The 17,484-nt window shown below is 56.6% G+C and carries 15 protein-coding genes; 7 read left to right on the top strand and 8 right to left on the bottom strand.

What is annotated here, in order from left to right; all coding sequences use genetic code 11:
- Positions 1-50: 50 nt before the first annotated feature.
- On the bottom strand, positions 51-692 hold the full coding sequence (locus U9R25_05125) for an acyltransferase (protein ID MEA3335270.1): 642 nt from the start codon (positions 690-692) through the stop codon (positions 51-53).
- A gap of 594 nt (positions 693-1,286) precedes the next feature.
- On the opposite strand from U9R25_05125, the gene sulP reads away from it, so the two are divergent.
- The 3 genes from sulP to U9R25_05110 are packed head-to-tail and all read left to right on the top strand — an operon-like array spanning position 1,287 to position 5,641.
- A complete protein-coding gene (gene sulP, locus U9R25_05120; protein ID MEA3335269.1) occupies positions 1,287-3,449 on the top strand; it encodes a sulfate permease in 2,163 nt (720 codons plus the stop codon).
- Between the two features lie 40 nt (positions 3,450-3,489).
- The gene (gene glpX / locus U9R25_05115) at positions 3,490-4,497 is read left to right on the top strand and encodes a class II fructose-bisphosphatase (protein MEA3335268.1); all 1,008 of its coding nucleotides are present in this window, start codon (positions 3,490-3,492) and stop codon (positions 4,495-4,497) included.
- Complete coding sequence (locus U9R25_05110) at positions 4,481-5,641, top strand: SGNH/GDSL hydrolase family protein (protein ID MEA3335267.1); 1,161 nt, start codon at positions 4,481-4,483, stop codon at positions 5,639-5,641. Before glpX ends, U9R25_05110 begins: the two co-directional genes overlap by 17 nt.
- Here U9R25_05110 and U9R25_05105 read toward each other — a convergent pair.
- The 6 genes from U9R25_05105 to U9R25_05080 all read right to left on the bottom strand — a co-directional run bounded on the left by U9R25_05105 (position 5,638) and on the right by U9R25_05080 (position 10,555).
- Positions 5,638-6,162, bottom strand: coding sequence for an NUDIX domain-containing protein (locus U9R25_05105; GenBank protein ID MEA3335266.1), 525 nt, complete (start codon positions 6,160-6,162; stop codon positions 5,638-5,640). The genes U9R25_05110 and U9R25_05105 overlap by 4 nt on opposite strands.
- 4 nt (positions 6,163-6,166) lie before the next feature.
- A complete protein-coding gene (locus U9R25_05100) occupies positions 6,167-6,979 on the bottom strand; it encodes an energy-coupling factor transporter transmembrane component T (GenBank protein ID MEA3335265.1) in 813 nt (270 codons plus the stop codon).
- Positions 6,980-6,985: 6 nt separating this feature from the next.
- The gene (locus tag U9R25_05095) at positions 6,986-8,731 is read right to left on the bottom strand and encodes an ABC transporter ATP-binding protein (protein ID MEA3335264.1); all 1,746 of its coding nucleotides are present in this window, start codon (positions 8,729-8,731) and stop codon (positions 6,986-6,988) included.
- A gap of 9 nt (positions 8,732-8,740) precedes the next feature.
- Positions 8,741-9,274 (bottom strand): ECF transporter S component, encoded by a 534-nt coding sequence (locus U9R25_05090; protein MEA3335263.1) that lies wholly within the window; start codon positions 9,272-9,274, stop codon positions 8,741-8,743.
- A gap of 238 nt (positions 9,275-9,512) precedes the next feature.
- Positions 9,513-10,169, bottom strand: coding sequence for a thioredoxin family protein (locus U9R25_05085; GenBank protein MEA3335262.1), 657 nt, complete (start codon positions 10,167-10,169; stop codon positions 9,513-9,515).
- A gap of 236 nt (positions 10,170-10,405) precedes the next feature.
- The gene (locus U9R25_05080) at positions 10,406-10,555 is read right to left on the bottom strand and encodes a hypothetical protein (GenBank protein MEA3335261.1); all 150 of its coding nucleotides are present in this window, start codon (positions 10,553-10,555) and stop codon (positions 10,406-10,408) included.
- Positions 10,556-11,060: 505 nt separating this feature from the next.
- Here U9R25_05080 and U9R25_05075 point away from each other — a divergent pair.
- Positions 11,061-11,660 carry an FAD-dependent oxidoreductase gene (locus U9R25_05075; protein MEA3335260.1) on the top strand — a complete coding sequence of 200 codons (600 nt, stop codon included), beginning with the start codon at positions 11,061-11,063 and terminating at the stop codon, positions 11,658-11,660.
- Here the strand turns inward: U9R25_05075 and hutH are convergent.
- Positions 11,585-13,174: a histidine ammonia-lyase gene (gene hutH / locus U9R25_05070; protein ID MEA3335259.1), complete on the bottom strand. Its 1,590-nt coding sequence runs from the start codon at positions 13,172-13,174 to the stop codon at positions 11,585-11,587. The two genes, U9R25_05075 and hutH, sit on opposite strands and share 76 nt — an antisense overlap.
- A gap of 459 nt (positions 13,175-13,633) precedes the next feature.
- Here hutH and xpt point away from each other — a divergent pair, with 459 nt between their 5' ends.
- Genes xpt through U9R25_05055 form a run of 3 tightly spaced genes read left to right on the top strand, consistent with a single transcriptional unit; the run spans position 13,634 to position 17,434 of the window.
- Entirely contained in the window at positions 13,634-14,206 is a 573-nt protein-coding gene (xpt, locus tag U9R25_05065; GenBank protein ID MEA3335258.1) for a xanthine phosphoribosyltransferase, read from the top strand.
- 46 nt (positions 14,207-14,252) lie between these two features.
- Positions 14,253-15,899, top strand: coding sequence for a glutamine-hydrolyzing GMP synthase (guaA, locus tag U9R25_05060; GenBank protein MEA3335257.1), 1,647 nt, complete (start codon positions 14,253-14,255; stop codon positions 15,897-15,899).
- Positions 15,899-17,434 (top strand): serine hydrolase, encoded by a 1,536-nt coding sequence (locus tag U9R25_05055; protein MEA3335256.1) that lies wholly within the window; start codon positions 15,899-15,901, stop codon positions 17,432-17,434. The genes guaA and U9R25_05055 overlap by 1 nt, the downstream gene beginning before the upstream one ends.
- Positions 17,435-17,484: the final 50 nt, after the last annotated feature.

The following is a 17,484-nucleotide window of genomic DNA, read 5'->3' as shown; positions in this document are numbered from 1 at the left end:
CCATTTCTTCTTTTTTTTGCACAGTGTGCGTGGATAATCCATTCGCGACATCAGGACAGGGTCTTCAAAGGGCGGGCTGGCACACCACCCACTACAGTTCGGTCCGGCACGTCCGAGGTAACCACGGCTCCAGCCGCAACGATTGAACGCTTGCCGATATGCACGCCATCGGTGATGATAGCACCGGCTCCGATCCAAACATCGTCCTCGATCACAATTCCGTCCGCGGTGAGGCCCTGATCTACCATCGGTCTTTTCGGATCGTCGTAGTTGTGATTCACCGCCAACACCTGAACCTGAGGGGCAAAATAGACCCGATCACCAATGGAGATGCCGCCCTGCCCTCGCAACACACAGTATTCGCCAATCAGACTATCCTCGCCAATACGAATAAAGGCGTGGGGCAAAGCACGAAAATTGTAGACATGCAAAACAGCCCCGTGCATGACGAAACTACCGCTACCAATCTCGATTCCGCCAGGGGTTGCATGCAGATAGCTGCCCTGATCCAGATAGACACCGTCACCCAACCTGATATTGCTGGCAAAACGCAGCCGCACACTGTTTTCGACAGCAGCCACACCGTCCATGCGCAGAATAAACCGGTAAAGGGCGGAGCGCAATGCAACCCCCACAACCGTGGGAATCCAGCCGATCAGTGCCATGATCGCCTGTTCCCAAGCATATCGCAAAGGGTTGCTCGCCTGACGATTTACGTAGAGCAGCAGGTTAGGCAAAGCACCGCCGCTGGCACGCATTTGACCAGGAGGCTGGTTCTCTTGCTGAACATTGTTAGATCTGGGTGATGTATTAACCGACATAATAAACTGGACGACCATGAACCGGACGATGCGGGACGAGGACTTTCCAGTGACATTGCCCTCACAGTGGCTGCAACGTGGCTAGATGGGCAGAGCCATCAGGAACCCTGATGCGAGCCTTCGCTCGCGAGGCAATTCTAGATCGAACCATCCTGTTTGTCAAGGTTTCAACCCTTCCCATTTCACAAGCCTTGTGTTACAATTTGCTCATGTTTCCCCTCTATTGTCCGCACTGTGGTCAGGCATTGGAGGAACGTCTGCCGCCCGGCGATCAACGGCGGCGAGTGGTCTGTATTACTTGTGGTTATATCGCCTATCGCAACGCCAAGCCTTTTCCCAACCACACCCATGCTGCTCTGGCCGATCGGGTTCGATGGATCGATTCAGGTTGCAGAATAATATCGCCGCATCCGAAGCCATCGCGTAGACCTGGAACCAAAGGACCGGCAGGCCGTGGAAGGTAGTGTGGCCCAGCGCCGACCTCTGGATAAGTCGCTCCTGGCAAGTCTGGGCAAGGCGTCCTCCTTCTTTTTCCAACCCGCTCGTATCCTCCGATCATACGATCGCAGCAATTTTCGCCCCGATTTCATCGCTGGTTTAACGGTGGCTGTGGTGTTGGTGCCACAAGCCATCGTATTTGCGCTGGTTGCCGACTTGCCACCACAAGTCGGCCTGTACACAGCCGTCGTCGCAGCTATCGTCGGCGCGCTCTGGGGGTCATCCCATCAACTCCATACAGGCCCCACCAACACATCGTCCTTGTTGGCTCTTTCGGTCTTGCTGCCTCTCGCCGTGGCCGGACCGCAGGAATATGTGGCGGCAGCGGCCCTGATGGCGGTCATGATAGGGGTCTTTCGCCTCGTGATGGGCCTGGCAGGGCTTGGCGTTCTCGTAAACTTTGTGTCAGATTCCGTGGTTGTTGGCTTTACTGCCGGTGCGGGAATACTAATCTGTGTCAGTCAGCTGAGTCACCTGTTGGGCCTGAATATTCCCAGTTCTCCCAGCCTGATCACGACCTCCGGGGCAATTATCATCCACCTGCCAGAAACGCATGCCCAGACCATCCTCCTGGGTATCGGCACGCTGATCTTGATCCTGTTGATACGACGATTCTGGCCCAAGCTGCCGGCACCCCTGCTCGGCATGATAGCGGCCTCAGTGGTCGTGGCCCTATCGGGTGCGGACCAACAAGGAGTCAGGGTGCTGGGCGAATTGCCACGCACGTTGCCGCAGTTCGCTGTTCCGCCGATCTTTAATTTTGAGTTGATCGCCGATCTCTCAACCGGTGCGCTGGCCGTGTCGGTTATCGGTTTGATTGAAGCTATGTCCATCTCGCGCTCTATCGCCAGCCAGACCGGGCAGCGATTGGACAGCAATCAGGAGTTCATCGGGCAGGGTCTCGCCAATATCGCGTGCGGTTTCTTTTCTGGCTATCCATGTTCTGGTTCATTCACCCGTTCCGCCGTAAACTTCGAGTCAGGGGCGCGCTCACAGGTGGCTTCAGTAATCTCCGGGCTTCTTGTCATGGTCATCATGCTGGCGGTGGCTCCGATGGCCACCTATGTGCCCCGCACAGCGCTGGCAGCTGTCTTGATCGTGACAGCGTTGGGTATGATCGATCGCGCTGAGATCAGTCGCATCTGGCAAGGCACCCAGGGGGACAAGATCATAATGCTTGCGACCCTGCTTGCGACCCTGTTGCTTCCCCTTCAATTTGCCGTTTTAACAGGCATCCTGATGTCCCTGGCCTTCTACCTTTGGCGCACAAGTGTACCCCAGGTTCGCTCGGTCGTGCCCGATGAGAGCTATCAGCACATGGTTGAGGAGGTCAGTAGTTCCGGAAGCGAAGCACGACCTGCCTGCCCTCAACTGGGTATGCTGGAGATCATGGGCGACATCTATTTTGGCGCAGCCAACAACATAGAGGATGCGATTATCGAGAATCTGGACGCCCATCCTGGTCAGCGCTATCTCGTCCTCCGCATGCACAGCGTGAACGAGATCGATATCAGCGGCATTCACATGCTGGAAAATGTCGTGCGCATCTACCGGGATATGGGCGGCGATGTCTTCTTCGTTCGAGTTAGAGAACCGGTACTGGAGTTGATGGAATCGGTCGATTTCATTGACATGGTTGGAACGGACCATATCCTGGATGAGGATGGAGCCCTGGGATACCTTTTCCATAAGGTGTTGGATCCTGCCATATGTATCTATGAATGTGAGGTTCGGGTCTTCAAAGAATGCCAAAACCTCCCGAAACGCACGCTGCCGGTGGATCCTGCGCTCCACACCGCTGTTCCCGCTAGCTCGATTCCCACCATCGCTCCCGCGGATCTGTGGAAAGAGCTGAGCAGCGAGGGTCCACCCCTGGTCCTGGACGTAAGGGAACCGAGGGAGTACCGTCGAGCACATGTTCCCCAGGCTGAGCTTCTGCCGTTGCCCCAGATTTTGATGAACGGGGTCGAAATCCCGTCGGATCGTCCGGTCGTGCTGACGTGCCAAACTGGCCGTCGCAGTACCCGGGCAGCCCAGAAACTACGAAGCGAGGGCTACGAGAACGTGATGGTTCTGGAGGGTGGGCTGGTGGCCTGGGAAGCAGCGAAGCTACTGGAAGCAGTTGATTAAAAGTGGACGATTTTCGCCAACTTTGCTCACAGGAGTTATAATGATGTCAGATCATCCCCCCCGTAATCTGGGTCTGGATCTGGTTAGGGTTACCGAAGCAGCTGCCCTGAAAGCCGGACGCTGGATGGGTCTCGGAAACCCTGATGCGGCAGACAATGAAGCCTCTGAAGCCATGTTTCGCGCGTTGAACTCTCTTTCGATGGAAGGGCGGATTGTAATTGGCGAGGAGGGTAGACTTGGCCAACATTCCCTGTTGGACAGTGGAACCCGCGTCGGAAACGGTGAGGGGCCGGAAGTGGACGTTGTCGTCGATCCCATCGATGGCAGGAATCGTTTGGCCCTGGGGTATTCGGACGCTATCTCAGTTGTCGGGGTAGCGCCAAGGGATACCATGTGGGCACCTGCACCGGCCGCCTACATGGAAAAGATCGTGGTAGATTATGCTGCGGCCGACGCACTGGTTCCGGAATGCATGGACGCACCTGCTGCCTGGACCCTTGCCCTGGTAGCCCGGGTAAAAAGAAAATCGGTACGGGACCTGGTGGTCTTCATTCTGGATCGCCCCCGGCATCGAGATTTGGTGGAAGAGATACGTTCTGCCGGCGCTCGGGTTCTTCTGCGTTCCGATGGCGATGTTGCCGGCGCTCTGATAGCGGCTCACCCCACATCCAATGTTGATATTCTCATGGGAGTTGGAGGCATTTCAGAAGGTGTCATTTCGGCCTGTGCAGTGAAGTCATTGGGCGGGCATATGCTGGGTCGATTGGCCCCACAAAGCGAATCTGAGTGGACTGCTGTTCAAGCCGCGGGACTCGATCCAAAACAGGTCGTCGACTGCGACGAATTGGTCAGAACCGACGAGATCTTTTTTGCCGCTACCGGTATCACCGACGGCTTGCTGCTTTCCGGTGCGATATACCATGGCACGGTGGCCGAGACGGAATCCCTGGTATTGCGCGCCGAAACCCGTACCCGACGGCACATTCACACCACACATCTCCTGGATGTAAGCATCCCTGAAGAAAGGCTCAATGGCACAGCAAGCTGACCAGAACGTACACGAAACGGAACCGGAACAGACTGAGACAGGATCCGCACGGCAACTTCTGCCCGGTCTGGCGATTCTACTCTTCTCCATAGTGGTTTCCCTCTTCCTTGCGGAAGGATTGGTGCGCCTGGCAGACAGCGTCGGCGTGGTCAATCTGGCGCCAACCCTGGCGGACATTCCCACACCGGAGGAGATCGAGGATCAGGTCTCTCTGGAAGATCCAGGTGGTAATCAGCCCTTATACATCGGCGATGACAGATTTCACCATCAAATGATGCCCAACTGGTCGGGCTTTTTCCCTGATGAGATCATGGAGCAGGTCGGACGCGCCAATATTCCCATTCGCATCAACAGCATCGGCCTGCGTTCACCGGAGGTACTGGATCCAAAGCCGGCGGGAAGCTATCGCATCCTCATCCTGGGCGACTCAGTCACTTTCGGCTGGGGGGTACGTGGCGAGGATACCTTTCCCAGCCAGCTGGCCAGTCTGTTGGCTACCTTAAGCCCGGACCAGGGATTCGAAGTTATCAACGCTGGGGTTAGCGGTTACAGTACATGGCAGGAAGCGCTGTGGCTGGATGCCAACGGAATGGATCTCAAGCCAGATGTTGTCGTCGTGCAATTACATCTCAACGACGCAGCAGACAACCTGTGGGGAACGCTCGGTTGGGACAGGGGAGGCGAAAAAGGACTGGCGCGTTACAGCATGTTGGCTCGGCTGGCACAACGGGTTTTATCATCCAACCAGGCTGGCAGCAGCGACGAACCCTGTGGCAGCGACTGGAAGATCGATTCAAGCGAGGTATGCTGGGATCGGACGACCCAGCTACTGGATGATATCCAGGCCACGGTCACTGAACAGGATGTCCCGCTGGTGTTGTTGGTCTCTCCAATGCGCTGGCAGATAGATACTGGCATCGAGGACTCGCGGACATGGATCGACGATACCCTCTTTCAAGAGGCAATTGGCGACAGGGCAGCGCAAAATGGCTGGATCGTGGTCGATCCCCTGCCTGCCATGCGCGCTGCCAGCGGACCCGACCTCTCTGTCTTTCTCGATATGGGCCATCCCAGCGAAGAGGGGCACCGGCTCATGGCACAGGAGTTGTTCAGCGGTCTCAGCCAGGCCGGTCTTCTGCCCTAAACCCCGCTCGTTGAAGGACCTGATTTTCTCACTGTGTCTGTTTTGCCAGTCCACGGCTCGATCACGTAACGGTCAACGGATTCGTTGTCATCATTGAAGGTGAAGGTGGCCTGGATACGTTTCCCGTTCAACACGTAGGGCATCCAGTAATAGGCGTCATCCCACATTTCTTCGAAGGGGATCGCATCGAGTCGGAACCATGCCGGCGTGATTTCGTGACTCTCGGTCAAATCGCCATGCCAGATGGTCGTCACATAGACAGCCACCAGGTGGTTCCACTCAGGCCTGGCAGGGAACAGGAAGGTCAGGCGGGCAAGCTGGTGTAACTCATCCTCTCGCACGCGAAGGCCTGTTTCCTCCTCCAGTTCCCGTACTGCGGCCATGGCACTGGTCTCTCCATGCTCAATCTTGCCGCCAAAACCGACTATCTTTCCTTTACCGAAACCGCGCTTTTTCTTCCCCAACAAGAGTACGCCAGGGTTTCCTTCCTGCAGAAGTAAACAGAGGGTCGCTTCCTGCATGAGCCTAGAACACGTCCACGAGTTCGGCGCCCATTCCGAATCTCAGCCGAGCGATCAAAAGAGAAACGAAAAAAAAGCCGATGGTCACCAGCACGATCCAATCCAGAGGCTGCATCTTCACGTCTTGCCACACGGTGCGGGGGCGTCCACTGCCCACACCGCGGGCTGCCAGCGCCATTCCCAGGGTATCGCTGGTACGTAATATGCTGATAATGAGGGCTGTCAACACCGGGATCATGCCCCGAAAACGCCCAATCAGGTCCCCGCGATCTACCTGCCAGCCGCGTGCAGCCTGAGCGGCCTGGATCTGGGTGATGGTTGCGGAGAAGGAGGGAATGAATCGTAGAGCGGTTGCCAGTGTCAGTGCCCACTCGAAAGGCAGCCCGAGTCGACGCAACCCGGCCACCAGGTCATTTTGACGGGTCGTAAAGAGGATGAGATAAAAGAGAAACGAGGTGCCCACGATGCGCATGGCTGTGGTGACACCCATCAGGATACCTGTTCTGGTTGCGGTGAGTGGGCCTATGGAAAACAGCGCAGGGTCGCCAGTTCTGGCGAAAAAGGGCCACAGCAGCACGACGACGACGATCAGCCTGAGCAATTGTCGCCACGCCCGAACGATGTCATGGAAAGGCACATGCGAGCTCAGCAACATCAATTGAACGATCACCAGCAGCCCTGCCAACAACCACACATTGTTGATCACGACGAATAGCACCGAACCAAAGAGCAGAATAGCGATCTTGGTGCGAGGATCCAGGCGATGAAGCCAGCCTTCCGGATGCGTGTATAGGTCAAAGAGCATAATGATTGACAACAGGGGTTAACCCTGGACAAGAGCCTCTGAATAGGATCGCCGTTGCTGCATAAACTGATCCACCGTCAGAATCGGGTGGGGAAACCCCAGGGGAGCGAGTTGCCTGGAAAGACGCGTGATGGGTGGTGGACGAAGGCCGTAGCGAGCCAACTCCCCCGTCCTGGCCAGGACCGAAGCCACCGATCCATCCATCACAACCTCTCCTCGATTGAGAACAACCAGCCGCTCGGCGACCTCAGCCACGATGCTTAAATCGTGGCTTATTAACACGATGGTATAACCGTCCTCATGGAGCGACTGCAGATGCTGTTTCAATACGCCTGTATAGCGGCCGTCAAGACCGACAAAGGGCTCGTCCAACACCCAGATAGATGGCTGCATGACCCATACGGAGGCTGTCGTAACCAGCTTGCGCATGCCATAGTTGAGGATCGCCGGGGGTGTTTCAGCGACTGCTTCCAGGCCAAAGTCCGAAAGTGCCTGGTCGACCCGTGATTCCAGAGCATCGCCCGAAAAGCCCAGGTTGCTGGCGCCGAACGCTATCTCCTCCCGTACCGTCGCAGCAAAGATCTGGTGATCGGGATTCTGAAACACATAGCCCACATCCCTGGCAAGATCACCGACATGCCTCCCCTCGGTGGGCAAGCCATTGACGCTGACCGTTCCCGATTGGGGACGAAGCAGGCCATTCAAGTGGCGCGCAAGGGTACTCTTTCCACTGCCATTAGGCCCCACGATTGCCACAAACTGTCCAGCCGGCACTTGAAGCGCGACTCCGTCAAGTGCACGAGGGCCGTCTTCGTAACTGAATACGAGCTCGCGAATGTCTATTGCACCGGACCGAAGCTCGGGCGAGGCATCGGCCTTTTCCCCACAATCGACGGCTGGCATGGTCACCGGCCCTGTGTCAGATGACTGCTGCGGCAGCCGATCAAAAGCAGCCTGGGCGGTAAGAAAGTCCACCTGCTCACCGGCCTGCCTCAGTCGATCTGCCAGCTCGGCAATCTGCGGAACGGCAATCCCCAGTTCCTTCAGAGAGGCTACGTCTCGAAAGATGACGTGGGGCGTACCATCCATGGCGATCTTGCCATCAGCCAGAACGACAACGCGATCGGCCCAGCGAGCAACAAATTCAGCGTTTTTTTCCAAGGCCACCTGCGTCATGCCGGTCAGTTCTGCCAGCAGCCTGGCAACCTGACGACGCCCCTGAGGGTCCAATCCGGCCATGGGCTCGTCCAGTACCAGGACGGAGGGTTCCATGGCCAGTACGGCAGCAATGGCTAGACGTTTCTTTTCGCCTCCAGACAGTTGCCATGGTGGCCGGTCCTCCAAACCGGTCAGCCCGGTACGGTCAAGGATCCATGCCACCCTCTCTCTAATTTCGACAGGTGCCAGGGCCAGGCCCTCCAGACCAAAGGCAACTTCCTGGTCCACAGCCATAGTGAACAACTGCCGTTCCGGTTCCTGGAAAATCAGTCCCACGTGGGTGCTCAATTCAGCGGCCGACATCAGGCGAGCATCCAGCCCGTCGATAGAAACAGAACCTTGCAGTTTTCCGCCTGTCATGGCAGGGGCCAGGCCGGTCAGAATGAGCGCCAGGGTGGTCTTGCCAGCGCCGATAGCGCTCATCACAGCTATACGCTGGCCCTTGGGAACAGAAAGGGACAGCCCCCGCAAAAGATTGGAGGGGGGTGTGTCGGATGAATAGGAGGGATAGGCGAAGCTTACGTCGTCCAGAACGATGGCGGACATCAAGGCCGTTTATTCCTGCGGTGGGTCGGTATAACGAGACAGAGGAGGATAGGCCCGCCGAACAAAGAAAGAAAGGGGAATGGCGATGATGCCGCCTATTACATTCTGAAGCAGATTGAAGGGTAATTCAGTAACTGCCTGAGGTGGACCCCCCCAGATCAAAAAGAAATACTCGCCCAGAAAATAAACACCCGCCATAACTACGGTGCCACCAATCAAACCGATGATCATCCGTTGAAACAAAGAGCCAAGAGTCCGCCTCACCAGCCATCCGGCCACCAGGCCCTGTAAGCCATGGGCAAGAAAGGTCAGGGGAGCAAAACTGGGATAACCCGCCGAGAGATCGGCAATGGCGCCGCCAACGCCGCCTGCTACGAAGCCAATCCATGGACCAAAAGTGAATGCCGCGAAATAGACGGCGGTATCGGAAAAATTGAAGAACCCTTGTCCGATCGGCACGATCAGGAAACGGGTTACAACGGCTACCAAGGCAATCATCAGCGCCGCCAACGCAATATCGCGAGGAGAAGCGCGATCGGACATATCTACTCGTTCACTCCTTGTCCACGGATCGTTCAATGTATTTCAAGGCAACAATACACCAAGCAGGCCAATCCTCCGCAACCATACCTGCGATTTCATTATACTCTCAGCAGTTCACCCTGTCCAACAGAGAGACTCATGTTTGCTGCCTCAGTCGATACAGCCGGGAATCAAAAACCGGGCGAATGGGTTCCCTGGAACGCACGCGCCCGGTTCAAACAGGGGGTGTGTGATGAATTCAGTCGCCGATTGGCAGGCGAGCCATCAACATTGGCTCTGGGACCGCGCCCTCGATGTGCGTGTCCTCATTGACGATGGTTCGAGGTACACCCATCACATTGTATTTGTTTGACAGGTGGGGGAATTCGGTCGCTTCCACCATATCTGCAGTCACCTTCGGGCTGGCAAAAGCCAGTTGATGCGCCAGCACTACCGCCCGGGGGCAATAGGGGCAGGTCGGCGTCACAAATACCTGGAGGTGCAATGGCTCTTCCAGAGTTGCCAACTTGTCCAGGGTTGCCTGGCTTAACTCGACGTCGCCACCGCCCACCAACTTGATGGCCTCCAGAAGACTCACAAACTCATAGCCGCTGGGAATGCCGAAGAAGCGAATGCCGAAGTCGATGTCGCCATCCTCACCAGTCCCCAACGCCAAGACCGCCGGTATCTTGTCCACGCCATATTGATCGGCCAATTCCTTGTCCTCGACGAAGTCGTAGACCTCGACGGTGATCAGTGAAGAGAGTCCCGCCAGTTCCTCCAGAATCTCCCGTGTCTCCCGGCAGTAGGAACACTCAAACTCCTGGGTAAACATGACCAGTTTTATCGGTTGGCTCAGCGCCTCATCAAATTGCTCTTTGACGGCAGCGGCGTCTTGTTCTGTTAACAATGCCATTGTTCACTCCTATTTCCTGTATTCCTGCATAATGCAATAATCGGTGTTCTTTTTTGTTTCAACCTGGGCAGCCAGACTCTTGTCTGCCCTCGGCACTTCTTGGATGCATGAGCTACCGCCTGGGTTACGGATCGGTCAACGGAGAAAGCAAACCGCGCTGGATGCAGGCCTCAATCGGTCTACATCCAGCGCGGAAGGCTGGCTTCTAACTCAATTGGATCAGCGATTTAACGGCGCTAGATCAAATTGCGTAACGAAGCGAGTTCCTCTTCGATTTCTTCCATGTGCAGTTCAAGACGGCGGATCGCCTCCTTGAGTGCCTTGACCTGAGACTTCAGGCTTTCGACATCTGCTGCTACCGGAGAAGCGCTTGTTTCCTTACTCACGGGTGCCTCCAAAATGCAAACTTTTCAGAACAGGATTGACCTGTTCCGCTGCGAGATTATATCTCTTTGGCAAAGTAAAGGCAAAATGTGTAGAAAAGAAAGAGGGGCGGCGGTCCGTCCCAAACCACCGCCCCGCAAGGAGGAAGGAAGGAGCATCATTCGTCTTACCGAACGACTTAACCATATTCTAGTGCGCCAACCTTAATGAAGCATTAAGGCAAGGTTAGTACTTTCTAACTACCCGAATTCCGCTCCATCGTCGCTGAAACCCGATCTAGCGTCGCCGGGGGGCTGTTGACAGCAAATATTGAAGTATGATATACGTTTAGAATACGTAGTAGCCGCTTGATCAGTGTCTTGACCTACAAGCCCAATTCCCCTTGCGAAGAAGAGGATTTCTACCATACGTTCCTCCTGGGCATCGAGCGTGAATCCAGCAGGCAAGGGTATGATGGGTTGCCCTAAACCCGGTACCGAGCTCAAAACCGACGGAAAATCCATACCAATGAAAGAACAACAAACAGACATTCTGATTGTAGGCGCCGGTTTGGGCGGTGTGGGCGCAGCGCTGGCTGCCCTGCGCCTGGGTAAAAAAGTCATCATGACCGAAGAAACCGATTGGATGGGCGGCCAATTGACGGCCCAGGCCGTACCGCCGGATGAACATCCCTGGATCGAGACCACCGGCTGCACGGCCAGCTATCGCCAACTCCGGTACAAGATTCGTAATTATTACCGGCGAAACTACCCGCTCACACCTGCGGCCCGCGCCGATGTGAATCTCAATCCGGGCCTGGGCGGCGTCAGCCCCTTGTGTCACGAACCACGCGTAGCTCTGGCCGCGCTGGAGGAGATGCTGGCCCCCTACCGCTCTGGCCGGCAAATAGAGGTGCTCTTGCGCCATCGACCCATTTTTGCCGAGACCGACGGTGACCGGATGTTGTCCGTTACCCTGTTGAACAAAGAGAACGGTCAGAAAACCGTCATCCACGCCCCCTACATCCTCGACGCCACCGCGATGCAAACCAGTCACGAATCCAAGGCATCGCGCACTGCTGCCTGCAATCTGCCCTCTGCCACCAGGCGACGCGAGGCCTCAATGTGAGGATACATGACCGCGTCTTGCTCCAGAAAGGGTACCTCCTGGCGAATCAGATCGTAAGCCACCAGGGTACCGCGTCCCAATGTTGCATCAGGCAACGCCTCGCGTCGAAAATCGATACCCTGGGCGGCTGCCATCAGTTCGATGGCCAACATGGTCTCTACGTTGCGAAGCACCCGTCGCGCCTGGCGGGCCGCAATCGGCCCATTGCTGACGTGGTCCTCCCAGTTGGCACTGGTAGGGATCGTATCAGCGCTGGCAGGATGGGAAAGCGATTTGTTCTCCGAAGCCAGAGCAGCTGCTGTGTATTGGACCAACATGAAGCCGCTGTTCAACCCTCCTTCGGCTGTCAGAAAATCGGGAAGAACGTGTCGATTGCTGGCCCCGTCGGTCAATCGACACAATCGCCGCTCCGACATATTGCCCAACTCCGTCAGCGCGAGGGCCAGATAGTCGAAGGCAATAGCGAGGGGCTCGCCATGGAAATTGCCTCCGCTTATGACATCCACTTGACCGCTCTGCTCGTCGACGAAGATCAGTGGGTTGTCCGTGGCGGCGTTGAGTTCGATCTCTACCACCCAGCGCGCGTATTTGATTGCATCGTGACACGCGCCGTGCACCTGGGGGATACACCGTAAGGTATAGGCATCCTGCGGCTCCCGGGAAACGTTCGCTTGCGGTCCCGCCACGTCCACGGCGACATCGCGTACAAAGGTCGATCCCCCCAACAGGCGCCGCAGATGAGCCGCACACTCCCCGGCTCTGGGATGGGGACGCACAGCCTGAAGCCGCGGATCATACGCGGTCGCTGTGCCGTGCAAGGCCTCCAGGCTCAGGCAGCCTGCGATGTCGGCGATGCTGGCGGCGTTCTCCGCCTCAACTACTGCCAGGGACCCCAGAGCGGCCATCAAGGTTGTACCATTGGTCAATGCAAGTCCCTCCTTGGGCTGCAAGGATACTGGTGCCAACCCGGTAACCGCCAGGGCAGTTGCCCCGGGCATGATCTCTCCCTGATACTCCGCTTCCCCTAATCCTATCATCACCAGGGCCATGTGGGCCAGGGGCGCCAGGTCTCCGCTGGCTCCCAGAGAACCTTGTCGGGGGATCACTGGGTGAACCCCTTGCTCCAACATGCGCAGCAAAAGATCGATCAGATCCTGCCGGCAACCGGAATAGCCTTTTGCCAGGGTATTGGCGCGAATCAGCATCATGGCCCGCACCTCTTGCCGTTCCAGAGGATCCCCGACTCCGACCGCATGGCTCATCACGATGTTGCGCTGAAGCTGTGCTGCTTGCTCGGGATCGATGAACCGGTCACAGAATGCGCCAAATCCGGTGGTAATCCCATAGACCACCTGACGGCGCTGCACGAAATCCTCCACGGCCTCTCGGGATCGAGCCACTCTCTTTCGCGCATCTGCCGTCAGATCAAGCTTGACCGTGTTTGGTGGCGCTGCTGCCACTGCCACGACATCTTCTATCGTCAAGTGTTGGCCATCCAATAGGTATGTCACCATTGACAAGTCTCCTCGAATTAGTGGGGAATGGCAAACCAGTGGTTCAGCGAATCAGTTTAGCCACAGACCTGCCTTTTCCCAAGGACCGCCACTGTTGCGGTTGGTTGGATTATACCATGAAGTCGACCAGGTCCCTCTAATTTCCTCTAGGAAGCTGGAAGTACAAAGCAGCAATTCTCAATATGACGAATCTGGGGGCTGGAGTCTAGCCTGTGCGTAGCCCCCATTCTTTGGGTCAGGCGGTTTGTCAGCTGAGTTTGTGCAAGATCAACCCGGCTAACCCAGAAAAGTGGGGACTTCGTACAGCCTCGACTCCCCTGCATATTGAGAATTGCTGAGTACTTTTGAGTACATAAAAGGAGGGAACTTGCCGTGCACGTCACCGTGGGCTACAATGTTTGCAACTCAGCACAAGTTGTTCAGTTACCCTTTTCGCTTTATTAGTAGAGGAGAGCTCCTGTGGAAATCCTCAAGGAACGCATTCGGCGCGACGGCGTCAATTTGGGGAACGGCATCCTGAAAGTTGACAGCTTCATCAACCACCAGGTGGATCCCACCCTGATGTTGGCTGTGGGTGGAGCGCTTGCAGCCCGCTTTGCTCACCTTCAACCCAACAAGGTGTTCACCGCGGAGATTAGCGGCATTGCGCCTGCGCTAACCACAGCCCTGGCCCTGGGAGTACCGGTCGTCTACGCGCGCAAGACAAAACCGATCACCATGCACCCCAATGCCATAGTCGAAACCGCACCCAGCCACACCAAAGGCCGGGAGGTAACATTAACCGTCTCGCCAGAGTTCCTCGGACCTGGAGACCGTGTGCTGGTGATCGACGACTTCCTGGCTACCGGTAAAACCATCGAAGCTATGGCTCGCCTGGTTTTAACCGCTGGTGCAACCATGGTTGGAATCGGCGCTGTCATCGAAAAGTCCTTCGAAAGCGGCAGGAACGACCTTGGCCACTGGCAAGTGCCCATCGAATCCCTGGCCATTATCAGCAATATGGACAACGGCAGGATCGTTTTTCAGGATTAAGATTGCACGAGTCCCCAAGAGCTCTGGAGTAAATGGCAGTTCTATCATGCCCCACGACACCATTATCGTGCTCGATTTCGGCTCTCAATACGCCCAGCTGATCGCCCGGCGGGTGCGAGAGCAGAACGTCTTTTCAGAACTGGTTTATTGGGATGAACCCGCTGAAGAGGTGTTGGCTAACAGGACCATCAAGGGTTTCATTCTCAGCGGTGGCCCGGCCAGTGTCTACGAGCCTGGCGCGCCAGCCCTGCCCTCCTATGTTCTCGAGTCGGGCCTGCCGGTTTTGGGCATCTGTTACGGCATGCAACTTCTGGCTCACAACCTGGGTGGCCGCGTGGCTCCGGCTGCCGCCCGTGAGTACGGGCCGGCCGATATAGAGTTGCTGCAGCCGGACAATGCGCTGTTTGCCAGGATTGGCGAGCGGACCGAGCGGGAGGGCAGTTCGACTGCAACCGCACAATCCCATGCCCCGGTCGCCAATCCCATGTCTGTCTGGATGAGCCACGGCGATCGACTCGAGGCCTTGCCGCCGGGCTGGCAGGTCCTGGCTACCTCGCAAAATTCACCCTGCGCAGCCATAGGAGACCAGGAAAGCAGCTGTTACGGCTTGCAATTCCATCCTGAAGTAACCCACACGCCCCAAGGATCCGAGATGTTGCGCGCCTTCGCGGTGGATATCTGTGGCGCCATCCCCGATTGGACTGCCAGCAATTTCATCGAGGAAAGCGTGCTGTGTATTCGCGAACGGGTTGGAGGGCAGCATGTGATCTGTGGTCTATCGGGCGGGGTCGACTCGTCGGTGGTGGCGGCCCTGCTTCATGAAGCGATCGGCGATCAATTGACATGCTTTTTCGTGGACCATGGGTTGCTGCGCCTTGGCGAAGCGCAGCAAGTGATCGACACATTCGAACGAAACATGCAGATGCAATTAGTCGCGGTCAATGCCATTGAGGCCTTTCTCGCGGACCTGGCCGAAGTCAGCGATCCTGAGCAGAAGCGGCGCCAGATTGGCCATCGTTTTATCCGTGTTTTTGAGGAAGAAGCAGCCCGTATTGCGTTAGATTGGTCCAGGGACGGCAAACACTCCGGAGAGACTATCGGATTCCTGGCCCAGGGCACGCTGTACCCCGATGTGATCGAGAGCGCCAGCGGCGGCAAAGAACGGGCCGCACGTACCATCAAGACCCATCACAACGTAGGGGGATTGCCAGAGGATATGGCTTTCACCCTGATCGAGCCTCTTCGGCTCCTGTTCAAGGACGAGGTTCGTGCAGTCGGCGAAGCCCTGGGCCTACCGGAGGAGATTGTCTGGCGACACCCATTCCCTGGTCCGGGATTGGCCATACGTATCCTGGGAGAAGTCACCTGGGAACGGCTGGAGACCCTGCGCCAGGCCGACGCCATTCTGCTGGAAGAACTGCGGGAGGCTGGCTTATATAGAAAGACTGCCCAGGTTTTTGCCGTCTTGTTGCCGGTCAAGAGCGTAGGCGTCATGGGAGACAATCGCACTTACGCTGATGTGGTAGCCCTTCGGGCGGTGACAACAGATGATTTCATGACCGCCGATTGGGCGCGGCTTCCTCATGCCCTGCTCGCTCGCATCAGCAACCGCATCGTCAATGAGGTAGCAGGGATAAACCGGGTGGTATACGACATCACCAGCAAGCCGCCTGGAACTATCGAGTGGGAGTGATGCGCAATCTACTGCTGCTCCTTCTCGTGATCCTTGTGGCCGTGGCTGTTTTGCTGGGCCCCAGTGCCCTCGCGTATTACAACAGCCAGGGACCACTGCCCGGGGGGATTTCACTGGCAGGTCTCGATCCCTCGGGCCAGGACCTGGAGGAGATCGCCGGCAATTTGCACGAGACCTTCATGCAGCCGGTTGCCGTCTATTACGATGGTGAACGCATTATCCTCTATCCAGAGGACATCGGCTTCCAACCAGACGTCAACGCGATGATCGCCGAAGCGGTGCCCTTTGGAGAGGGATTGGGATTCTGGCGTCCATTTCCCAGCCAGTTGATGGACCACCCTCCCGACCCACTCGATATCCCGTTGAAATACACGTTGGACGAAGAGAAGCTGGGTGCCTGGTTCTACGAGGTGGCTCAGGATTTCGACCAGGAGCCGCGTCCTCCCTCCGGGGTGGCCCTGGTGCCGGGCACCCCATATACATCCACCTTCATGTTCCAGGCAGGGAAACCGGGTTTGGAACTGGAACCGAACCTGTCGATGCCAGGTCTATTGGACGCGCTGGAGGATCCAGTGCAGCGTGAGGCACATCTCGTATTGGTGGAGATTCCGCCACCACCGCCCACTATCAAGGAGCTGGAGCGCCTTCTGGCCAATCGCGCCGATCAGTTCCCCGGTCTGGTGAGTATCTTCGTGCGCCAGGTGGGGGGAGATGAGGAGGTCAGCGTCGATCCCGATATTGCCTTCGCCGGCATGAGTACCATGAAGGTACCGATCATGGCGGAACTCTACCGCAGCGTGCTGGGAAAGGGGCCTGGCGTGGAGACCACCAAGCTACTGACCAGCACCATGGGCCTGAGCGGCAATTTTACAGCCAATCTGCTGTTGCGATTGATCGGGGGGGGCAATATCGGTGATGAATGGAGTGGCGCGGATCGGGTCACCGCTACCCTGCGTAACCTGGGTCTGGAGAACAGTTTCATGGCCACACCCTACGACAAAGACTCCTTGCCCAAAACTTACTCTACTCCTGCCAATAGCCGCACCGATGTTTCCACGGCGCCCGACAAACACATGCAGACTACGGCCAAAGACAGTGCCTTGTTGCTCGAGTGGCTTGTTCAGTGTAGTGAAGGTGGGGGGACTTTGCTGGCAATCTATCCAGATCAATTGACTGCGGACGAGTGCAGCCAGATGCTGGAATTCATGGACTTGAACAAAAAGGACATTCTACTGGAAACAGGTCTTCCACCCGATGTAAGGATGGTCCACAAGCACGGTTTTGTAGAGGACAGCCACAGTGATGCAGCCATCGTCTGGAGTCCGGCAGGTCCTTATGTCGTCGCCGTCTTTATCCACAAATTCGGTTGGGTCGAGTGGGACCTGAGCAGCAGCATCATGGCTGACGTCAGCAAAGCTGCCTGGGACTACTTCACGCTGGTGGCAAATGGGGGCGAGCCACCCAAAGTGGAAAGCTCTCCCGAAGAGGAAACAGTTGAGCCTGTCGAGTTTCCTGCTGCACCTGAAACAAGCTGACCTGACCTCACTGACGTATCCAGGATCTGTCTCGCAAACCGTACGTTTAT

Source organism: Chloroflexota bacterium, assembly GCA_034717495.1.
GTDB lineage: Bacteria > Chloroflexota > Anaerolineae > JAAEKA01 > JAAEKA01 > JAYELL01.
This window is presented reverse-complemented; position numbering and strand designations above follow the sequence as displayed.